The organism is Parvibaculum sp., from assembly GCF_039973015.1.
GTDB lineage: Bacteria > Pseudomonadota > Alphaproteobacteria > Parvibaculales > Parvibaculaceae > Parvibaculum.
The window spans coordinates 360,182-381,145 of sequence record NZ_JBDWLT010000012.1 but is presented as its reverse complement, the minus strand read 5'-3'; the positions used below and the strand labels follow the sequence as shown (position 1 = coordinate 381,145).

Below are 20,964 nucleotides of genomic sequence, written 5' to 3'. Positions count from 1 at the left end.
CCTACTCCGCATGCGCTTATCAAAGCGCTTTCCCGGCCTGTCGCAATATCGTCTCGAGTCGTCTAAATCGTTGGTCCTCCTCGGATTGCCACCACGCAGACTTAATTTCTACAAGACATTTTCGCAGCTCATCCGAAACCCAAACCTGTTCACCAGACACAATGAGATCAAGAAAAGCGACGGCGTCTTGAGGATACTTCGTACAGAGGCCCGCTTCAGACAGCAGGTCGAGTACATAACCCGGATATTCTATAGGCAGAAGCCATCCATGCAGCGTCTCGAACGCCTCGGGAAACGCATCTCCTGCAGCTATAGAAAGCTCTGCAAATTTGTCCGCAATTGGCGGCGTTCTGATGTCATAGGACTTAGGCCAAATCCTTATAAGGTAGGGTTTAGCTCTGTTTTGCCAATATTCAGCACGACGATCCGCTGCACCGTGCAGTCCATCGATAAGCGTTTGTATAGCGCGCACTAAACCGGACTCTGGCAAGATTGCGGTGGCCATCCTGAGTTGTGCCTTTGTGAATATATCCCCTCCTTCAAGCGCAATAAACGTCAGGAGTGCCGCATATTGCTCTGCGGGCTCTCCAAGCTCATCGCAATGGTTCGCCGTTTCGAGAAACTGGCCTTTAATTTCATCTAGTAGCGGCCGGTATAGACGTGGAGACCAGAGGTATCCCGTCCATGCAAGACGAGCCGCCTCATGGTCCCGATGCCAATCAAATTGAGGTAATAAAAATTCTGCCGTCCACACCCGATCCACACGAAATAGCGTAATCGCATTGGTGCACAAGAGGATTCTGCCATGCCGATAGGCATAAATAGAACGGTCGCAAATACGCGTGAACGTTTCCAAAATCTCAGCATGTAGCCCCTGATTATCTTCAAGATTGCCCGCATACCAAAAATCCAGAACGGCTTCAGTTGCCATGCCGACCGGATTGTTTATTGCGGACGTAATCGGATCGTTATCACTCTCCCTCATCTCGTCTCGGTCAACATCTAAAATTCGTCGCACCAATGTAAAAAACGGAGCAGACCTCTCGCCGACGGATTTTGCGGCGGCTTTCAACCACCAAGCAACCGCATGGCTAAGTTCTTCAATTACCGCATCAGGCGCATTGGACAGAGGTCCAGCTGCGTATCGCCACGAGCGCGCAACAAATTCAGTTTCAGACCACGCCTGGAGGGCTTGCCTCCATCGATCGGTGACCCACTCCCCACGCTGAGCTAGATGTAACAGTGCTGCTGCTGTCCTTCTAAAGTCCTTCCGGCACCGCTCCCGCCAGTCGTCTTCGTGGTGAAGATCATCGACGACGCGATTTTCTAGTAGCCACGAAACCATTTCTTTGACAGTGCTTGGTGTCGTCGAATGCTTTAGCCACGAACCACCACTACTCATCCACACGGGAAATTCGTCGCGCTCGCCCGCTGACTCCCATTGCGGATAAGTCTGCGACAGAGATTGAAAAAGGGCAGCAGCGGACACCCCTAAAGGGACACCCATCTCTTGGATCGCGATGAGACGCAACCACACTTTTCGGTCTATCGAACTCGATGCCTCCTTCTCCATGGTCTTCCCAAACATGGCTGTGGGTGGACCATCGATAATTGCCTGCTGCAGTCTCTCGGATTCCTCCCCTGCCAGTTCCGGTGCAAGCGCCACAATCAACCGCATGACTTCACGGTTCGTTTCGATCGACCACAGCCACCATGCGTTCTCGGACAGCAAGGCATCTAACACTGCCGTTACCGAAAACAGGTCGCGCCTCTCCGCGAAGGCAAAGAATGCGAGACGCTTGAATACCGGATAAGGAAGCTCAAACCAGTGATGTGCCTCCCGAATAGCGCGTTGTGGCGTTGAGTCTGTCGATGCCAACCATGCATCGCGAGTGAGTTCGATAAGCGCCGTCCAGTCCCGGAATTTCTGGTTTTGAGGATGATCACTGATCGAAGGCTGTTGCCAATACGAGCGATCTGAGCGATCGTCCGCGGCTTGCAGCTCACGCATGATATCCATTGCATCGAGAAGCAGTTCTGTCGCATCGCCGAGTAGCTCCGGGAGCACTGATTGCCAATCAGCACTCTTTCCAAGGCTACGAAACACCGCATGGACGTGGCTTGCAGCAAGCACGAGTTCCCATTCGACTACCTGATCGGGGCGGCGAGTGGAGACGTCGATATGTTTATCTCCATCGTCTTCGTCAAATTGTCGGTAGGAGGACTGTATTCGGATACGTGGGGAGAGTAGTTCGCGAAGCTGCATGCGCAGTAAGGGGGTCAAACCTGAACGCTTGAACCGCTGAACCCAAGAATAGAGATTGTATTGAGAACTACCTTCCGGCAGACGTCCTGAGAGGACAATCCGCCACAACACTTCCATCGCAGGTGACAGAGTGTTGTCACGGAGCCAATTTTCAAGAAAAAACCGGAAGTTGTCATCCACCCGCCCCCCCTGCTTCGCGACCCATATCAACAGCTCGGGATTGTCGAGGTGGCGCACGAGCCAGCGAGCTATATGAGGCATAACACTATCCCACCGAGTAAAAACTCGATCGGCACTATGAACCAGCCTCATCCATGGCGATTTGGTATAGGACGCTGGACGCATTATCATACTGTAGGCGAGCTTTTTATCCTCGACTTCGTCGGGGCGAATACCGAACCGGACGAGGTCACGGTGCCCAAATCGGTCTTCAGATAGTGCATAAAGCCATTCTATCGGTGGAAGGGGGTTGTGCTCCGCCAGCGCCTTCGCCGGGAGGCCGCTTTCATCACATAAAGCCCAAAGCATTCGGCCGACAAAATTGTCTTGCCGCGTACTACCCATGGGTTTCAGCGTGGCATAACGGGAGATGATGGCTTCCTTGCCGCGGACACCGTCTCGATAGGTATCTGCCCAAACCTGCAGGGTCTGATGAAGCAGCGCGTGATGATTGTGGTTCCGATATAAAATGGGAATAACATTCTTGGCCGCCCACTCTGCCGCCTCCTCGGCCTCCTTCCCACGACTATGGTTGCCGAATGCGAACACTTCGGTAGGCGCTTCCCCCAGAAGCTGATCCGCCGCAAGTGCGTCCATCATATAACGCATCACGGGGTCGTTGATACTATAGCCAATGAAACAGACTGTGTGATTGCGGAAGAGTTCACTGACAAACCGCGCGGCCCACCTCTCTGTCAGATAAGCAAGGCCGAAATCGCCGCTCGAAACGACAAGTTTATCGAGATCAGTCTGTGTCGGCGCGTCCGGCAAGCGTCCATGAAGATAGACAATGCCGTCCCACCTCTTCTTCGGCACGGGGAGAAGTGGCGCTTCGAAACTCTCCAGATTGATCCCCAACTTTTCCGTCGCTTGCTCGAACAAACAATCGAAGTTAGTCGTGATGAGTCGAGACCGACCGGCGCGATTTCTCGCAAGCGTTAGTAGCGCTTCATGGGTTCTGGTTGCATTGGGCAACGTCAAGTCAGGCGTGAGAATTTTCGCTAGTGCGCGACGAACCACGGACCGTCCGTCGATGACTCGGCTCTCCAAAAGGCCGATTGTCGTGTCGTACCGATCGCTTTCTAGGGCAGAGCGCTCGATAGCATTGGGGATCTCGCTAAGTTGTTCATAGATACCCCGAACAAGGCCATCAAAATTTGGGAGGCGGGCTGGATAGGATATGCCCGCGCCGCAGAAGAAAACCACCCGGCCATCTTCATGGGCCTGAAGCAATTGCTCCGGTACATCCGGGCCATTTTTGACGAACTGCATCTCAATTCACCGCTGGAATCGGCATGTTGTCTCCATCTGCATGCAGATTATTTTTGTTAAACGCAGAAAGAAGAGAACGGCCAAACAAACCTCCTTACGTAGCCTAGTAAAATTTGGGCATAGACGGAAATGCCCACTCTGGATCATAAGCAGACTTTCAGCCTAAACTTTTTGCCGCCCTAGAATACCCCACTGCCCTTTTTACTTTTATCAGCATTCCTTATACCGAGAGAACATACCCACCACCAACCACCATCCGCCGCATCGATCAGCCTACGGAGCGCGAGATTGCCGGGCTCTGCGACGTGTTGGTCGACTGCGTGGAGGGCGGGGCGTCGGTGAGCTTCATGGCGCCGATGACGCGGGAGAAGGCAGAAACCTTCTGGCGGAAGGTGGCGGCGAGCGCCGCGCGGGGCGAGCGGGGCTTCACCACAGCCGCCATAGTCAATCCGGCACTTTCCTGTTCCGGCCCTGTTCCGGCGAAGGCTGGATCGCCGGAGTCCAACCGAGGCATCCGCAAGAACAAAAGCCAATGGGTCCCGGGAATGAATCCCGGGATGACACCTGTGGTTTTGGCGGGCGCCGGAATGACGCCGGTGGTTTGACATTCCGCGATGCGCGGGAGCGCGGCGGCTGGACGCGCGCCGGCGACATTCTGAACTACGCTCTGATGCCGAACGGCGCGCCCTGCCCCACGACTTATTTTTGCACGGCGGTCGGGTAGAGGGATCGCCGAGTTAGGTCCGCCGCTTCCAATCTCGTCATTGCGAGCGACTGCAAGAAGCGAAGCAATCCAGGAGCGGCAAGCTCCCTGCTCGCGGCCCTGGATTGCTTCGTCGCGCGAGCGCGCTTCTCGCAATGACGATTTGTTGCAGGCCTCGCAGCCCCAATACATCATCGCATCGCGCACAAACGAAAACGGGGAGAGCTTTCGCTCTCCCCGTCTCCTTATAGGTGAACCGTTTTCCGAACCGGCCCTTGAAGAGCGGTCCTGGAAAACGGTTCGGGCCCCCGAACAGCGACACGCGGGATGAAGAAGTCACGTATCGCCGGCCCGTGTATCGGAATTAATAACCGACGCCGCCGGAGAAGAAGCCGCCGCCCGTCGCGGAAACTTCCTCGCCCTTTTCATTCTTGCGGATGAGAACTTCCGCATAGGCCAGCCGCGTGGCGGCAGGCACCTGGGAGTAGCCGTAGTCCTTCTGCTGCGGCACACAGGCGAGCATACCGTTCGAGCCGTGGCGCAGCGCCTCGCCGGCATGGCACTCGATGACATAGCCGCCGAGATAATCCGGCTGCGCATTGCCGCCCTTGCCCGTCATGCGGCCGATCGTGGCGACGAGCATGTCGCCCGCGACGCAATGGAACAGTTCCACATCGTCTTCCGGCCCGACCTCGCTCACATTCGTGCTCATGCGCGCGGCCTCTTCGAGACCCTTGGCGCTGACGCAGATCGCCTTGACCGGCTTCACGACATTCGCCGTGCGCACCACCACGTTGAGCGCACCCATCGGGGCGGCCTGCGGCGCGGAGACATAATAGCTCGAGCCGCCGCCGCCATAACCGCCGCCGCTGCCATTGCCGATGGCAACGGAGCTCGTGCGGTCGAGCGCGGAGGACGCGCTGTCCGCGGCCGCATTCGCATTGGCGATGGCGGAAGCCGTGGCCGTCGACGACGACGAAGAGTTGGCGTTCACGTTGACGTTCACGTGGACGTTGTTCTCGTTGTAGTTGTTGTTCGTATTGTTATTGGTGTTGTTGTTCGTGTTGTTATTGACGTTGGTATTGTTGTTGATGTTCTTGTTGTTGTTGATGTTCTTGTTGTAGTTAATGTTCTTGTTGTAATTGAAATTGTAGTTCTTGTTGTAGTTCTTGCCGCCGCCGTGGCCCTTGCCGCCGCCGCCGCCGCCATCGCAGCCGCAATCATTGGCCGGGGGCGGAGGTGTGCAACCGCCGCCGCAAGCCGAGGCCGGATCGGCCCCGCCCATCGCATAAAGGAAGACTGCGGCGCCGAAGGCTGCCGCCGTGAAAGCCAGCCTGCTGCCGGCGAAAGAAATACTCATCTGCTTCATCCTGACACTCCCGGTCCATATGGACACGTTGGCCTGCGTCTTTTTCGGACCCTTTCGGGCTCTCGGCCCTGACGATGCGAAAGCCATGCCGCAAGGGGGAAGCCGCCGGAAACGGGCGGGCATCGGGGCCAGCGCCTCACCGTGGGACGGGCGGCACAGGGCGCGCGGCCAGGCCCGTTAACCTCTTGAGCCCTCCCTTGCAGGCCCCGTGCCGCGCAAACCATTGAACTTTCTGGGAAATTCCACCCGCCCGCGCGAGGCGCGCAGCTGCGCGTCTGTTTCATTAACGGATGGCACGCTTTCTGCTCCCTGCCTTTCGTCCCCGCCCGGCGCGCCGGCGGCCCGTACCAGATCAACCCGTATCAGATCAAAACGGCGGGCGGACCGGGGACAAAAAGACGGAAAGCTGACCCGAAACGGGACGGCCGACCGGGAATGAGTTAGGATTTCCGCCTGGGGCTGCATTGGGGGCATTCCCCTGCCAGGCGACAAGCGCGGCAGGGGATGATGGCTATGAAGCACAAGAACAATCAGGCGCTGTTCGATTACTGGAATGCGATCCGCGCCGGGCGCCCCGCGCCGCGCCGTGGCGAGATCGAGCCGGGCGATATCCGCCGCATCCTGCCTTATGTGTTCATTCTGGAACGCAAGGACCGCGACACCTATCGCTTCCGCCTCGCGGGCACAGGGCTTTGCAGCACCTATGGGATGGAGTTTCGCGGCCACAACATGCTTTCCATGTGGTCCGACGACTGCGCCGAAAACCTGAAAGAGGCGCTCGACGACGTCGCCGCCAATGCGACCGTCTCGGTCGTGGAATATACGGCAGCGACGAATGACGGCCGCGAAGTCACCTTCGAGATGATCCTGCTGCCGCTTGCCCATGAAGACGGGTCGATGACCCGCGTGCTCGGCGCGGCGGTGCCCATCGACCAGTTCGCCTGGATCGGCGACCGCCTGCTCGCGCGCCAGTGGATCGACCGGCTGCGCCGCCTTGACCCGGAACGGATGCCGAAGGCGCCCCGCCCGGCGGAAGTCATTGCGCGCCGCATTCTCGCGGAAAGGCCCCCGGTGGCGGTTGCCAGCATTGCGAGCCATGCGAGCCGCAAGCCGCCGCTCCGCAGCGAGCGTTCCTATCTCCGCCTCGTGAAGACGACACCCGCCGCCAGGGAAGATCGCGGCTAGGCTTCCTGCCCACAAACGGGATTCCCGTTGAATTGAGTTCGTGATTCAAAATGCATGTCCAGTCCACCGGCCTTTGCATGCCATTTGACAGGCGCCGGACATCCCCATCATCTATAGCCGATGTCATGGCCGCGTGGAGGGGAGAGCGCGAATGAACCGAACAGTTGTCATTGTCCTTGCCGCGATCGCAGCGCTTGCCGCCTGGTCGGTGCTTGTCGGCGCCGGCGCGCGTGAAGGCTGGGGACGTGCCATGCCCGCAGCGACTGGCGACACGGAGGGCTTTATCCGTTGGGCGGAGAGCCGCTACACGGCGGAGTCGAAAGGCAATATCGCGATCGTTTTGCTGGACCATGGCCGCGTCGCAGGAACATCCTTCAACTCGCATGGACGCAGCGTCGACGTCCATTCGCTCTTCCAGGTCGCCTCGCTGAGCAAATGGCTCACCGCCTGGGGCGTGATGACGCTCGTCGAGCAGGGCCGGATCGATCTTGATGCGCCGGTGCAGCATTACCTCACGCGCTGGCAGTTGCCACCGAGCGAATTCAGCAATGACGAGGTCACGATACGCAGATTGCTCAGCCATACCTCAGGCCTGACAGACGATCTGGGTTTTCTGGGCTTTGGCCCCGGCGAAGAGTTGCCCACGATCGAGCAGGAACTGAGCCATACGTCGGACGTCCTGCCCGGCCAAAACGGAGTCGTGCATGTCGGTGCACGCCCGGGCTCCACATGGCGCTATTCGGGCGGCGGTTACCTCATCCTGCAGCTGCTCATCGAGGAAGTGACGCATGAGTCCTTCAACGACTATATGCGCCGCGCGGTGTTTGAACCGCTCGGGATGACCGCATCGACCTTCGTCGATCCGGATCCCGGTCGTCTCGTGGATTTCTACGCCGCGGACGGGTCTCCGGCGGTCCATTACAGGTTTACCGCCACCGGGGCCGCTTCGCTCTATACCTCCGCCGCCGACCTGACGCGCTTTCTGAAAGCTCAGACCGGTGGACCCGATGCTCCATCCGGACGCGGCGTGCTGAGCCGCGCAACGCTCGAAGCGATGCAGGCGCCAGAAGCGGGTCTTTACGGACTGCCCGTCTGGGGCCTGGGGCCGACCCTTTACGCGCCGAACAGCGCCGGCGGCTTCGTCATCGGTCACGACGGCAGCAACTACCCGGCCATCAACACCACCGCCCGCATCGACCCGGCGACGGGTAATGGCATCATCGTGCTTTCGACCGGCAGCACCACGCTTGCAAGGGAGATCGGCGGCGAGTGGTTGTACTGGCAAACGGGAACCGTTGGCCTCGATACAATCGTCTTGTTCGACCTGAGCAATATCCTGATCGTGTTCGCCGCCGGCGCACTTGTCATCGTGGCTTGTGCGATCCTGATCGGGCGCTCCGGGCGGCGGCGCGCTCCTTCGGCCTGATGCAGCGAATGCCGGGGATGGCGCTTACGCGTCCACCAGTCCGAGCGTCGTGCCCGCGAGCAGCACATCGACGAAAATGATCACGGCCGCATTGTCGCCGACAAAAAAGCCGGTGTCGCAAGACACCGGCTTTTGTTTTGTCCCTCGCGCGGGGATCAGGCGGCGTTGCCGACCCTGTCTTCCGCAATGGTGACGTTTTCGGCGGGCAGCGGCGCCTTGCCGAGAATATCGTCCGAAATCTTTTCGGCGATCATGATCGTCGGCGCATTGGTGTTGCCGCCCACAAGCGTCGGCATGACCGAGGCGTCGATGACGCGCAGGCCCTGAAGCCCGTGGACACGGCACTTCGCATCGACGACCGCCATCGGGTCCGTGCCCATCTTGGCCGTGCCGATCGGATGATAGATCGTTTCCGCCGTTTCCCGGATCCAGGCGTCGATCTCATCATCGCTCTGTACGCCCGCGCCGGGCCAGAACTCGGGCCCGCGATAGGCGTCCATCGCGCGCTGCGCGACGATGTTGCGCACGATCTTCACGCCTTCGCGCATCACGACGCGGTCATATTCCGCTTCGAGATAGTTCGGCTGGATGAGCGCATGGTCGGTCGGGTTCGTCGACTTGAGCGCGATATAGCCGCGGCTCTCGGGACGAAGCTGGCAGACATGAACCGTGAAGCCATGCCGGTCCGACTTTGTACGCGCATGGTCGCGCATCATCGCGGCCACGAAGTGAAGCTGGAGGTCGGGCATTTCAAGTTCGGGGCGCGTCTTCAGAAAGGCGCCCGCCTCAAGACCGTTCGATGTTGCAAGGCCCGTCTTGAAGAAGGTGTACTGCATGCCCGTCATGAGCTGCTTCAGCGGGTTCGCGACCGTGCTGTGCAGCGTGACCGGCTGCGTGCATTCATTGATGACGGTGCAATCGAGATGGTCCTGCAGGTTCTGGCCGACGCCCGGCAGATCCGCCACCACGTCGATACCGAACTTCTTGAGGTACTCGCCCTTGCCGATGCCCGACAGCAGCAGCACCTGCGGCGAGTTGACGGCGCCGCCCGACAGAAGCACTTCCTTGCCCGCGCGTGCGGTCTTGGTTTCGCCCTTCTGCGTGTATTCGACGCCGATGGCCCGCTTGCCCTCGAAGAGAATACGCGAGGTGAGTGCTTCGACCTCGATGGTCAGGTTCGGACGGTTCAGCGCCGGAACGAGATAGCCCTTGGCCGCGCTGCAGCGCTGGCCGTTCTTGATGGTGAGCTGGTAAGGGCCGACGCCTTCCTGCTGCGGACCGTTGAAATCCTCGGTATAGGGGTGGCCGGCCTGCTTTCCCGCCTCCACGAAAGACTCGAAAAGCACGTTCGTCTTGCGCGAATTGCTGACGCCGAGGGGGCCTTCGCCGCCATGAAAGGCGCTGTCGCCGTTCTCGTTGCCTTCCGAGCGGCGGAAATAGGGCAGCACATCCGCAAAGCCCCAGCCTTCGAGGCCGAGCTGGCGCCACATGTCATAGTCGCGCGCATGGCCGCGGATATAGATCATGCCGTTGATCGAGGAGGATCCGCCAAGCACCTTGCCGCGCGGCCAGTAGAGCTTGCGGTTGTTGAGGAAGGGCTGCCCTTCCGTGTCGTAGCACCAGTTGGCGAGATCCGTGCCGATCAGCTTGCCCACGCCCGCCGGCATGTGAATCATGAAGTTCGAATCCTTCGAACCCGCTTCCAGCAGCAGAACCTTGTTCGACGGGTTCTCCGACAAACGGTTAGCCAATACGCAGCCAGCACTGCCGGCACCGATGATGATGTAGTCGAACTCGCTCATAAGCTTTGTTTCCGGTTCTTTGTTGTATGGCCGCCCGGTCTCGCCTGCGCGGAAAACCCGCTTCCTGCGCGGCTTATAGTGACAGACGGCACCCGTTCCTGGCTGATTCCAGCCGTTTCCTGGCCCATTTCCCTGTTTGGTCGGAATGTGGCGCGATTGTCGGGAATTGCCGAAGCTGACGCAAGCGTCAATTTTGGACAGTAAAGCGCGAAGTTTCTCTCCATATCGGTCTCGAAACAGCGCATGAGGACTGTGACGGTAAAAATTCATTAACTGTGTCACGCTTATTCTGGCGGTGAAATTTCGGCGCCCCGTGCGCGTCTACTGACAGGCAATGCATAAAATGCAACCCGAACACGACGAACGCCGCCGCCATGAGCGCGTCGCCTTTGAAGAGAAAGGGCGCTTTCTCGCGCCCGACGGGTCCGAACACCCCTGCTCGATCCGCGACATGTCGCTCGGCGGCATCGCGATCAGCTCCGAGGTCCCGCTCGATATCGGCGCCCATATCATCGTCTATCTCGACGAGTTCGGCCGTTTCGAGGGCGATGTCGTGCGCAGTTTCGATGGCGGCTTCGCTATCGAGACGGCGATCAGCGGCCCGCGCCGCGAACGGCTGCGCCAGCGGCTCGAAGCCCTCGCCCGCGGCGAAAAGATCGAGGTTTCGGCCCGCCGCGCCTTTGCGCGTTATGCGCCCGGCGAAGCAGGCCTGGAGGAAAGCTCCGTTCTGACCCTCGCCGATGGTCAGACCATGCCTTGCCGCATCATCGACATGTCGCTCGGCGGCGCCCAGGTGGCCGTCGAAAACCGCCCGCCCGTCGGCACCGATGTTTCCATCGGCCGCATGACCGGCCGCGTGGTTCGCCACACCGAAGAAGGCATCGGCATCCAGTTCACCGAGGTGCCCGAACGCGCCACGGCCTTTTCCCGCCCCTTCGGCTGATGCAATAGCCGGTGCGGCCGGGACCTGTTGCCCGGTTCGCCCATCCCTCTAGACTGCTGCCCGCAACCGCCGCGAAGACGGCAATAACAGGGGGCCAGCTTGTCCGGGACCATTCTCTCCACCAGCATCGAAAACGATATCGCCATCCTCAGCATGGATGATGGCCGCGCCAATGCACTTGGCAACGCCATGATCGGCGAGTTGAACGCCGCGCTCGACCGGGCGGAAAAGGAAGCGAAAGCCGTCCTCATTACCGGCCGGGAAAACCGCTTCTGTGCCGGTTTCGACCTCGAAGTGATGGCCTCGGGCCCGGAAAATGTCCGCCAGCTCGTCAGCTCAGGCGCTGAACTCCTCCTGCGCCTCTATGAATACAAGCTCCCGGTCGTCATGGCCTGCACGGGCCACGCGCTCGCGGCAGGCGGCCTGCTGCTGCTTTCCGCCGACGCGCGGATCGGCGCGGAGGGCAAGTTCAAGATCGGCCTGCCGGAGGTCGCAATCGGCATGACCATGCCGATTTTCGGCATCGAACTCGCCCGTGACCGCCTCGCCCGCAACCGCTTCACCGAAGCCGTCACCCAGGCGAAGACATATAGCCCTGCCGAGGCGGTCGCCGTCGGCTATCTCGACGCCGCCGTGCCCGCCGCCACGCTGATGGAAGCGGCAAAGGCCCGCGCAACTGAACTCGCTGCCCTGCAGCAACCCGCCTTTGCAAACACGAAGCGCAAGGAACGCGCCTTAACGATCAGGCATGTCAGGGACACGCTGGAGATCGATTCCGGCACTTTCGACGGCGCAAATAACGGCTGAAAACCGCCGCCCGTGCTGCTGCGACATTTTTTCCCGAAGAATTTTCGGAGTCCCGAATTGCGTCACGGCAGCAGGGCGGCGCGCGCCCTCATGGTTAGCACGCGCACACGAGAGCGGCTCTAAGCATTGATCCAACTGAGATTTTTCGTGTGAGTGAGTATTTGCAATTTTAATCAAACGAAATCACTTCGAATTTTAGGCAAATCTCGGTCGAGTTTGATCCGTATTAGGATCAAATCTGGCTCACACGCTTAAACTGGCACCAATCCCCGCCTGTCAAAGTGCACTCAAGTTAGTGACAAATGGGTGGGCTTGATCATGAGTTGGCGGAAGAAATTCGTCATTTGGGCGGGATTGGCGGCGGGCCTGGCAGGATGCCAGTCTTCCGACTACGTGGGCAGCATCGACAGCTCTTTTTTTGACAACAATGCCCGCGTGCATTGGGTTGCAGCGTCGATGGAAACGGGACAGCAGGTTGCGCCGCCCTTCGGCTATGTCGGCTTCTGCGTCCGCAATCCCCAGGAATGCGAAGGCGGCACGGACGCGCCGCGCGACATCGTGATGTCGCCGGAGAAGTGGTCCGAACTCAACAGGGTCAATGAATACGTCAACGCCTCGGTTCCGCAAGTGTCGGACGCCGCGCTCTATGACCGCGAAGAATGGTGGGCCTATCCCGATGCTCGCGGCGGCGATTGCGAGGACTTCGCGCTGATGAAGCAAAAGCTTCTGATCGAACGCGGCTGGGCGGCGGAGAACCTGCTCATCACCGTGGTGCGCGAATGGAACGGCGACGGACACGCGGTCCTTCTCGTGAAGACCGACCGCGGCGAGTTCGTGCTCGACAACAAGAACTGGGAAGTCGTCGCCTGGCAGGATGCACCCTATCAATGGATCAAGCGCCAGTCCCGCGAGCGGCCTTTTATCTGGGTCAATCTCGACAGCCGGACGATGCGCACGGCATCCATCGACGTGCCGCCGCTGGGCGCACCGGTGCCCTTCCTCGCCGCTATCGGAAAGAAGAATGACAAGGCGGACCTGCGCCCGTCCATCGAGAATGGTCAGACCGCGAGCCGCAGCCCCCGGGACAACAAACCCACGGCCGCGATCAACTGACCTGCCGGCCGGATCCCCGCCCCCCGTTGGATCCGGTCCTGTCGAGGCCGGTCCTGCCGCTCCCCCCGCGGCAGGGCCGGTTCTTTTTTGGGCGGAAGCTTATTTGCCTTTCCACACCGGCTTGCGCTTTTCGGCGAAAGCAAGCGGTCCTTCGATCAGATCCTCGCTCTTGAAGAGCGCAGCGACCGCCGGGTACTTGCCTTCGACCGCCTTCTTCAGAATCGCCTCGTCGAGGCCCTGATAGACGGATTCCTTCGACGCACGGATCGACATCGGCGAGCATTCCGCAATGAGCCCCGCCCAGCGCTTTGCCGCGGCCAGAAGCTCGCCCGCCGGCACGACTTCATTCACGAAGCCAAGTTCCTTGCCCTCTTTCGCGGGCACCTGACGGCCGGTCAGGATCATGCCCATCGCCTGCTTGGTGCCGATCTGGCGGGGCAGACGGTGCAGACCGCCCGCAAGCGCGGCAAGGCCGACCTTCGGCTCGGGCAGCGCGAACACCGCATTTTCGGAGGCGATGATGATGTCGCAGGCCAGCGCGATTTCGAAACCGCCGCCCATTGCCACGCCGTTCACCGCCGCGATCACGGGCTTGTTGAGGTCGTAGCGCGCGGTGAGGCCGGCAAAACCCGTCGCCGGAACTTCCATCTTCCCGCCTTCTGCCTGGAAGCGCAGGTCGTTACCCGCGCTGAAAGCGCGCTCGCCCTCGCCCGTAATGATCGCGACCCACAGATCGTCATCTGCGGCGAAATCGTTGAAAACCTTCTCAAGCTCGAAATTCGACGGCGGATGCAGCGCATTCATGCGCTCCGGCCGGTTGATGGTGACGACGAGGATATGCCCGTCGCGTTCGGTCTTGCAGAATTCAGTCATCGGCGTTCCCCGTTAATCCGCGTTAATATCCGCGTATTCTGTTAATGAGGGCGAGACTTTGCCCGCTCGTTTCGGGCTCCGCAAGCCGCCGGATGTTGACGTTGCGGTAACCAAAACCATTTAAAAATGTAACGAGATACGTACCAGTTGGCCGCTTCACGCGGTTTCTCATGTCGAACGTAGAGCCATGGCGCAAGCAAACGAACGATCCGAGACATCCCCCGATGAGACCGCGATCCCCTCGCACCGATGGGTGCTGAAATATGGCGACCGGGTCTACGGGCCTTACAGCCTGGAGGCGGTGAAGACTTACGTCGCGGAAGGCCGCGTTGCCGAGCACAGCCTGCTTGCACCCGAAGGCACGCCCGCAGGCGCGAGCATGTGGCAGCACGCAATCGACATTCCCGCCATCGCCGCCCTCTTCGGCGCGCCGGTGCAGGAAGAAGAGACATCGCAAGCCGAACAGCCCGCAGAACCGGCGGAAGAAGCCAGCGAAGAATCTCATACCGAAGCGGAACTTGCCGCGCCCGAGGTCTACGAGGCCGAGGAAACCGTTGCCGCCGAACCGGCACGCAAGCTCCAGCCGGATAAGGCCGGGGATCGTTCGGTCTATGGCTCCGGCAAGGGCCAGGTCGACCGCCGCCGCCAGCCGGACACCGCGAATTTCATCATCGTCATGGATATCAAGGCGCGCTTTGCCGGCCCGCTCGAACAGGCGATCATGTCGCTCGGACCCGCCTACAAGCTTGCGCCGAACGTGTGGTGCGTGAATACCGATGCGACAGCCGCCGGTCTTCTCAACGATCTGGGCACCCATATCGGCCGCACCGACACCATGTTTATCGCCGACACGACGCGCGACCGCACGGCATGGAGTTCCATGGGCCCGGAAGTCGACGCAAAGATCCGCCGAGTCTGGCGCAGAACCTACTGAAGCGCGGCTTCCCGCGATTAATTCACTGCCTCGGGTGGCGATCCCCACCTTCAGGTGTTAGGCTTTTTCCTGCTGATGATTTGAGGGCTTTCAGGTGAAACACCTGAAGGCCCTTATTTTTTACCGGTCGGTGTTTATCGGCTGATCTTTATGAAAAAGCGTGGCGTTCGCCCTCCGGGGCAGTCGCCGCCACGCAGAAAGGCAAGGCAAATGGCAGCAGCACAGAACGGCGACCGGGTGAAGGTTCACTACACCGGCAAGCTGAACGACGGCACCGTTTTCGACACCAGCCAGCAGGGTGACCCGATCGAATTTGCGATCGGCAGCCAGATGGTGATTTCCGGTTTCGAAACCGCCGTGGTCGGCATGGAGCCTGGCGACAGCAAGAGCTTCACGGTGGCCTCCGGGGAAGCCTATGGCGAGCACGATCCGCGCCTCGTGCAGGAAGTGCCCCGCACCGAACTCCCGCCGGAACTTGAGCCGCAGCCGGGCATGCGCCTGACCGCGACCGGCCAGGACGGCCGCGAGATCAGCCTCGTGGTGACGGAAGTGAACGAGCAGGCCGTTCGCCTCGATGCGAACCACCCGTTGGCAGGCGAAGACCTGACCTTCGAAATTCAGCTCGTCGAGATCGCCGCCTGATCCAGACTGCTTTCAGGCAGGCAAGCGGCGGGCAGATTTTCACGGCCGGACGGGAAGCGCAAAGCGGTTCCCGCCAGTCATGATCCGCTAGGGACGTGCAAGCGGCAGGCGGTGATCCTTCACCGCCTCCGCCTCCGCCTCCGCCGCCAGTGGCGGAGCATCGGGTTCGAAATCCGAAACCATATCTTTCTCCCCTCCCGGACGAAGCAAGGGAACGGGTGCGTTCAACGCGCCCGGCAGAGCCCCTTCCGCAACCGCATCGGCGGCACCGAAATCCTGTGCCTCCTCGCCAGGCTTCATGACAGGCACCGCATCGGACGGCCCTGCCTCTTCCACCATTTCGGGCACCGCGGACGATCCGGCAAGCTCGCGCATGATCGCGTCTGCCCGGCGCCAGCGCAAAATCAGCGGCGCGCCGAGCGCACTTACATCGGCGCAACGTGCAACCCCCGTCTCGCCGCGATCGCAAAGCACCGTCGCGCGGATCAATTCCAGCTGAAACTGCGAGCGGCGAAGAAACTCGGGAAAGAGGCCGCCCGCCTTTGCAGCTTCGACGAGAGGCAGATATTGCTCGCAGCCAAGCTGCTGGCGCTCCTCCATATCGGCGAGCCGCCGGTCTTCGAGCGTTCCCTCCTCGGGCGCCGCTTCGCAAAGCCGCCACATCAGTTCCGCCGTCGCATGATCGTAGAGAAGGATCAGCGCACGTTGCGTTTCGGGCAGACCAGCGAACAGCCGTGCCGTATCGTCCGGCGACCAGCCGCGAAAGCCATCGAGAAAAACGAGAATGTCCACCGGCTCGCCGGGCGCGGGCCTGTAGCGCGGACGCGCATCTTCCGTGAGGGTTGGACGCACACCGCGTTTCAGAAAGGAATATTCGCTCGATTGCGCGAGGTCCGGCTCGCCATTGGCCGTCGCCGGGATGAAGAGCAGTTGCACTCCGAGCGGGCGTTCCTCGATGTGAAAGAACGCGCCGGTCTCGCCGCCCCGCAAGGACAGCACACCCTGCGCGGTTCCAGATGCGGCAGCCTCGCGCTCGCCATTGAGCGTGTAGGTGGCACCGCCGGAAAAGACCATGCTGCCGACGACGCGTTTTTCCATCTGCGAAAGCGTGAGCGACATGCCCGCCGCATCGCCAATGCCGTCATAGCCGCCATTGAAGGGCGCCGCACGCAGCGAAAGGGGAAACCCCGCCACCAGAACGAACAGAAGCAGCGCGGACAAGGCCCGCACTGCTTCCTTCATCTCGAATGCCGCGCATCGCGCAGCGAGCCCCCACATCATTCCAGTCGCTTTCTCCGGCCCCACGGAGAGAGCAGGCGTTACCTGCCCTTGAAGTCGGGCTGCCGCTTCTCCATGAAAGCCATCATGCCTTCTTTCAGGTCTTCCGTCCGCATCAGCGGCAGAAGCTGCAAATAGACATGATGCACATGTTCCGGGAAGGGCTCGTTGAGCCCCATGCGCATCATGCGCTTTGCGGCGCGAACCGCGAGCGGCGCATTGCCTGCGATCTCGGCGGCGACAGCGCGCGCACGCGGCATCAGTTCCTCGTCGGCGACCACTTCGGAAGCGAGCCCCCAGGCGACACTTTCATCCGCTTTGAGCGTACGCCCCGTGAAGATCAGCTCCGCCGCCTTCGACCAGCCGATCAGACGCGGCAGATACCACGTCCCGCCCGATTCGGGCACGAGACCGCGCTTGCAGAACGCGGCTGCGAGCTTCGCCGACTTTCCCATGATGCGAATGTCGCAACCGAGCGCGGTATCCATGCCGTAGCCGGCGGCGCCGCCATTGAGCGCGCAGATCGTCGGCGTCTCCATTTCCTGCATCACGGTGGGCGGCGTGTTTTTGAGGTCGAGGCTCGTCGATGTGACACCGCCGCTCGAACCGATGGAAAGGCCCGCCCCTTGCGTCTGCGCGCGAAGGTCGAGACCGGCGCAGAAGGCGCGGCCCGCGCCTGTCAGGATCACGCAGCGCACATCCGGGTCCGCATCGGCTTCCTTCAAGCGCACGGTCAGCTGGTCCAGCATGGTCGCCGAAATCGTGTTCATGCGCTCCGGCGCATTGAGCGTGATCGTCGCGATATGGTCCGCAACTTCGTAAAGAACTTCCTGCGGCTCCGCCTCAACGGCCTTTGCCTGGCTCATCTCGTCCTCCCTGAAAGAAAAAGCGTTTGAATAATGCCGGTGGCCGGACTGTAGCCGAAAAATTCAGCCGCAAGTAGCCTCGCCGCCCTCGCCGAACCAGGGATGGCGGACGAAATCGCCCTCCTCGATACCCAGGCGCTCCGCCAGCCCGCCCTTCACTTCGAGGACGCCGTTCACCGGCACCCCGGATTCGTGGACGTCCAGTGTTTCCGGCACGGTCATTTCCGCGATCCGGGCAATCCGGCCATCCGCCTCGATGAAGATCATGTCGAGGGGAATGAGCGTGTTCATCATCCAGAAGCTCGCGGACGTGCAGGACGGATAGAAGAAGAGCATGCCGCTCTCCTCCCCCAGCGCCGTGCGGTACATGAGACCCCGGCTTTGCTCTTCCGGCGTCAGCGCCAGCTCGACGGTGAAGCCGTGGCGTACACCATCGCGCGTCTCGACGATGACTTCGCTCTCGTCCGCCTGTGCGCAGGCGCTGAAAACAAAAAGGAGCGCGAGCGCAACCGGCGCGAGGCGCATCAGTCGAGCCGCTTCATTTCGCGCGCATAGCGCTGCCAGTTCTGCACATAGTGATCGGCGGACAGGGCCAGCGCCTCCGCCGTTTCCTTGTCCAGCGTGCGCATGATCTTGCCGGGCGAACCCAGCACCATCGAGTAATCGGGGATTTCCTTGTTCTCCGCGATCAGCGTATTGGCGCCGATGAGGCAGCCCTTGCCGATCTTCGCATTGTTGAGAATGATGCTGCCAATGCCGACAAGGCTGCCCTCGCCGATGGTGCAGCCATGCAGCATCACCATGTGCCCGATAGTCACATTCCGCCCGATATTGAGCGCCGAGCCCGGGTCGGTATGGAGCACCGAGCCGTCCTGCACATTCGAGTTTTCGCCGATGGTGATGAGCTCGTTATCGCCGCGCAGCACCGCACCGAACCAGACGCTCGCATTCTTTTCGAGCTTCACATTGCCCATGACTTCCGCATTGGGCGCGATCCAGTAATCGCCTTCACCGGGCAAAATCGGCTTTTTGTCGCCAAGGGCATAGACGGGCATCCGGCATTCCTCCTCAATTCAATGTCTTTGCCGGATAATGGCACGGGCGGCCCGCCGATACGAGACTTGCGGAGAAGGGCGGAAACAGGCTGTCATCGCACCGTCAAGAGCGCCGCCTAGGCTGGAACGGTGGCGAAAAACGGGAGCGGCAAGGGCATGACGAAACGCAAATCCTTCGGCGAGGAACTGGAAGCGGCGGACGAAAAGCCGGCCGAACGCACAACAGCGCCCTCTCTCGCAAGCCTGTGGCAGCGCCGGATTGCCCGCCGCGATTTCCTGAAAGGCGCAGGCAAGGCCGCGCTGCTTGCGGGTGCTTCCACCACCGTCCTCTCTCTCGCCGCCTGCGACGACGCGCCGGAGGCGCGCCCGGACGCAATCTTCGGCTTTGAGGAGGTACCACGCGGCATCGACGAAACGCATCACGTCGCGGCCGATCACGATGCCGAAATATTGATCCGCTGGGGCGATCCGGTCCTGAAGAATGCACCGGACTTCGATCCGGCAAACCAGAGCCCCGCCAGGCAGCTTGCCCAGTTCGGCTATAACAATGACTTCATCGGCTTCGTGCCTCTTCCTGCCGGATCGCAGTCCAGCGAGCGCGGCCTTCTCTGCATCCATCACGAATATACGAATGACGACCTGATGCGAGCCGGTCTCCCCGATGGCGCAACGCGCGAAGAGACCGCCGCCTTCTATACGCGCGACGTGGTGGAAACATCGATGGCCGCGCATGGAGGCACCATTATCGAGGTCGCGCGCGGCGAAAACGGCAAGTGGCAGGTGGTGCAGGACAGCGAATATAATCGCCGCATCACCCCGCTCTCCACCGCCATGCGGGTTTCGGGCCCCGCCGCAGGCCATGAGCGCATGCAGACGAACGAAGACCCGACCGGCACCGTGGTCATGGGCACCTTCAACAATTGCGCCGGCGGCATCACGCCCTGGGACACATGGCTCATGTCGGAAGAGAACATCAACTTCTATTTCATGGGCAAGAACGGCGACCTGCGGGAAACGGCCAACCATGAGCGCATGGGCGTGCCCGGCAGCCGCTCCTATCCCTGGGGTTATTATCACAAGCGCTTCGATCTCTCGCAGGAACCGCGCGAGGCAAACCGCTATGGCTGGGTAACGGAAGTCGATCCGCTCGACCCCAATTCGACGCCGGTAAAGCGCACCGCGCTCGGCCGCTTCAAACACGAGGGCTGCAAGAACACGCTGACGAAGGATGGCCGCCTCGCCATCTATATGGGCGACGATCAGGCCTTCGAATATCTCTACAAATTCGTGAGCGCGGAAAAGGTCGCCGGTGACCGCGCGGCGAACAGCTCATTGCTCGATAGCGGCACTCTTTATGTCGCGCGTTTCGAGGAAGATGGCAGCGGCAAGTGGATGCCGCTCGTGCACGGCAAGAACGGCCTCGACGAGACGAACGGCTTTGCGTCGCAGGCGGACGTTCTGATCGAGACGCGCCGCGCCGCCGACATTCTCGGCGCAACGCCGCTTGACCGCCCGGAAGACGTAGCACCGAACGATGCGACGGGTCATGTCTATGTCGCCCTGACGAACTCGAAGGAGCGCGAAGAAACGGACGCCGTGAACCCGCGCGCGACAAACCTCTGGGGACAGATCGTGGAACTCACGCCAGAAGGCGGCGACCACGCGGCCGAAGCCTTCGCCTGGACATTGCTCGTGAAATGCGGAGACCCCCTCTTCCCCTCCATCGGCGCCGAATGGAACGAAGAGACGGGCAAAGATGGCTGGTTTGCCTGCCCGGACAATATAGCCGTCGACCCCTCTGGCCGCCTCTGGGTTGCGACCGATCAGGGCTCCAACTGGAAAACGGCAACCGGCTTCGCCGACGGGCTTTATGCACTCGCAACGCAGGGCGGCAAGCGCGGCCTCGCAAGACGCATCTTCCGCGCGCCCGTTGGCGCGGAAGTCTGCGGCCCCTGCTTCACCCCGGACGGGAAAACACTTTTCCTCGCCGTGCAGCATCCCGGCGCCGATGGAACCGGGAGCTTCAAGGGCTTCGAGCGCGCCTCCACTTTCGCCGATCCGGCAACGCGCTGGCCGGATTTCACGGATGGAATCCCGCCGCGCCCCTCCGTCCTCGTCATCACGGCAAAAAATGGCGGTCCTGTCGGCAGTTGAGCTCCCTCATTACTCCGCCCCCGGTATTTGCCCCGGGTTGCACCGTGCGGCGCGATA

Annotated in this window: 17 protein-coding genes; 8 read left to right on the top strand and 9 right to left on the bottom strand. The window is 60.9% G+C overall.

Annotation, left to right across the window (positions count from 1 at the left end):
- Positions 1-19 precede the first annotated feature (19 nt).
- From dsr1 to ABJO61_RS16290, 3 genes are all read right to left on the bottom strand, one after another.
- On the bottom strand, positions 20-3,757 hold the full coding sequence (dsr1, locus tag ABJO61_RS16300) for an anti-phage defense-associated sirtuin Dsr1 (protein ID WP_348329305.1): 3,738 nt from the start codon (positions 3,755-3,757) through the stop codon (positions 20-22).
- Positions 3,758-4,025: 268 nt separating this feature from the next.
- Positions 4,026-4,205 carry a hypothetical protein gene (locus ABJO61_RS16295; RefSeq protein WP_348329308.1) on the bottom strand — a complete coding sequence of 60 codons (180 nt, stop codon included), beginning with the start codon at positions 4,203-4,205 and terminating at the stop codon, positions 4,026-4,028.
- 619 nt (positions 4,206-4,824) lie between these two features.
- The gene (locus ABJO61_RS16290) at positions 4,825-5,820 is read right to left on the bottom strand and encodes a hypothetical protein (protein ID WP_348329311.1); all 996 of its coding nucleotides are present in this window, start codon (positions 5,818-5,820) and stop codon (positions 4,825-4,827) included.
- Between the two features lie 522 nt (positions 5,821-6,342).
- Here ABJO61_RS16290 and ABJO61_RS16285 point away from each other — a divergent pair.
- A complete protein-coding gene (locus tag ABJO61_RS16285; RefSeq protein ID WP_348329314.1) occupies positions 6,343-7,014 on the top strand; it encodes a PAS domain-containing protein in 672 nt (223 codons plus the stop codon).
- Positions 7,015-7,165: 151 nt separating this feature from the next.
- Positions 7,166-8,440 (top strand): serine hydrolase domain-containing protein, encoded by a 1,275-nt coding sequence (locus ABJO61_RS16280; protein ID WP_348329317.1) that lies wholly within the window; start codon positions 7,166-7,168, stop codon positions 8,438-8,440.
- Positions 8,441-8,595: 155 nt separating this feature from the next.
- Here the strand turns inward: ABJO61_RS16280 and ABJO61_RS16275 are convergent, their stop codons facing one another.
- Positions 8,596-10,242 (bottom strand): choline dehydrogenase, encoded by a 1,647-nt coding sequence (locus ABJO61_RS16275; RefSeq protein ID WP_348329320.1) that lies wholly within the window; start codon positions 10,240-10,242, stop codon positions 8,596-8,598.
- 343 nt (positions 10,243-10,585) lie between these two features.
- On the opposite strand from ABJO61_RS16275, the gene ABJO61_RS16270 reads away from it, so the two are divergent.
- The 3 genes from ABJO61_RS16270 to ABJO61_RS16260 all read left to right on the top strand — a co-directional run bounded on the left by ABJO61_RS16270 (position 10,586) and on the right by ABJO61_RS16260 (position 13,105).
- Positions 10,586-11,185, top strand: coding sequence for a PilZ domain-containing protein (locus ABJO61_RS16270; RefSeq protein ID WP_348329323.1), 600 nt, complete (start codon positions 10,586-10,588; stop codon positions 11,183-11,185).
- Positions 11,186-11,284: 99 nt separating this feature from the next.
- Positions 11,285-11,992 (top strand): crotonase/enoyl-CoA hydratase family protein, encoded by a 708-nt coding sequence (locus ABJO61_RS16265; protein ID WP_348329326.1) that lies wholly within the window; start codon positions 11,285-11,287, stop codon positions 11,990-11,992.
- A 318-nt stretch (positions 11,993-12,310) separates the two neighbouring features.
- On the top strand, positions 12,311-13,105 hold the full coding sequence (locus ABJO61_RS16260) for a transglutaminase-like cysteine peptidase (RefSeq protein ID WP_348329329.1): 795 nt from the start codon (positions 12,311-12,313) through the stop codon (positions 13,103-13,105).
- Positions 13,106-13,204: 99 nt separating this feature from the next.
- On the opposite strand, the gene ABJO61_RS16255 is transcribed toward ABJO61_RS16260, so the two are convergent.
- Positions 13,205-13,978: an enoyl-CoA hydratase-related protein gene (locus ABJO61_RS16255; protein WP_348329332.1), complete on the bottom strand. Its 774-nt coding sequence runs from the start codon at positions 13,976-13,978 to the stop codon at positions 13,205-13,207.
- Positions 13,979-14,165: 187 nt separating this feature from the next.
- On the opposite strand from ABJO61_RS16255, the gene ABJO61_RS16250 reads away from it, so the two are divergent.
- Positions 14,166-14,912, top strand: a complete 747-nt coding sequence (locus tag ABJO61_RS16250; RefSeq protein ID WP_348329335.1) for a hypothetical protein — start codon at positions 14,166-14,168, stop codon at positions 14,910-14,912.
- Between the two features lie 210 nt (positions 14,913-15,122).
- Positions 15,123-15,554, top strand: coding sequence for a peptidylprolyl isomerase (locus ABJO61_RS16245; RefSeq protein WP_348329338.1), 432 nt, complete (start codon positions 15,123-15,125; stop codon positions 15,552-15,554).
- An 87-nt stretch (positions 15,555-15,641) separates the two neighbouring features.
- Here the strand turns inward: ABJO61_RS16245 and ABJO61_RS16240 are convergent, their stop codons facing one another.
- From ABJO61_RS16240 to ABJO61_RS16225, 4 genes are all read right to left on the bottom strand, one after another.
- Positions 15,642-16,835 (bottom strand): hypothetical protein, encoded by a 1,194-nt coding sequence (locus ABJO61_RS16240; RefSeq protein WP_348329341.1) that lies wholly within the window; start codon positions 16,833-16,835, stop codon positions 15,642-15,644.
- A 38-nt stretch (positions 16,836-16,873) separates the two neighbouring features.
- Entirely contained in the window at positions 16,874-17,698 is an 825-nt protein-coding gene (locus ABJO61_RS16235; protein ID WP_348329344.1) for an enoyl-CoA hydratase-related protein, read from the bottom strand.
- 63 nt (positions 17,699-17,761) lie between these two features.
- Complete coding sequence (locus tag ABJO61_RS16230) at positions 17,762-18,223, bottom strand: DUF192 domain-containing protein (RefSeq protein WP_348329347.1); 462 nt, start codon at positions 18,221-18,223, stop codon at positions 17,762-17,764.
- Positions 18,223-18,753, bottom strand: a complete 531-nt coding sequence (locus ABJO61_RS16225; protein WP_348329350.1) for a gamma carbonic anhydrase family protein — start codon at positions 18,751-18,753, stop codon at positions 18,223-18,225. Before ABJO61_RS16225 ends, ABJO61_RS16230 begins: the two co-directional genes overlap by 1 nt.
- Positions 18,754-18,909: 156 nt before the next feature.
- Between ABJO61_RS16225 and ABJO61_RS16220 the strand changes: the two genes are divergently transcribed.
- Complete coding sequence (locus ABJO61_RS16220; RefSeq protein ID WP_348329353.1) at positions 18,910-20,907, top strand: PhoX family phosphatase; 1,998 nt, start codon at positions 18,910-18,912, stop codon at positions 20,905-20,907.
- Positions 20,908-20,964: the final 57 nt, after the last annotated feature.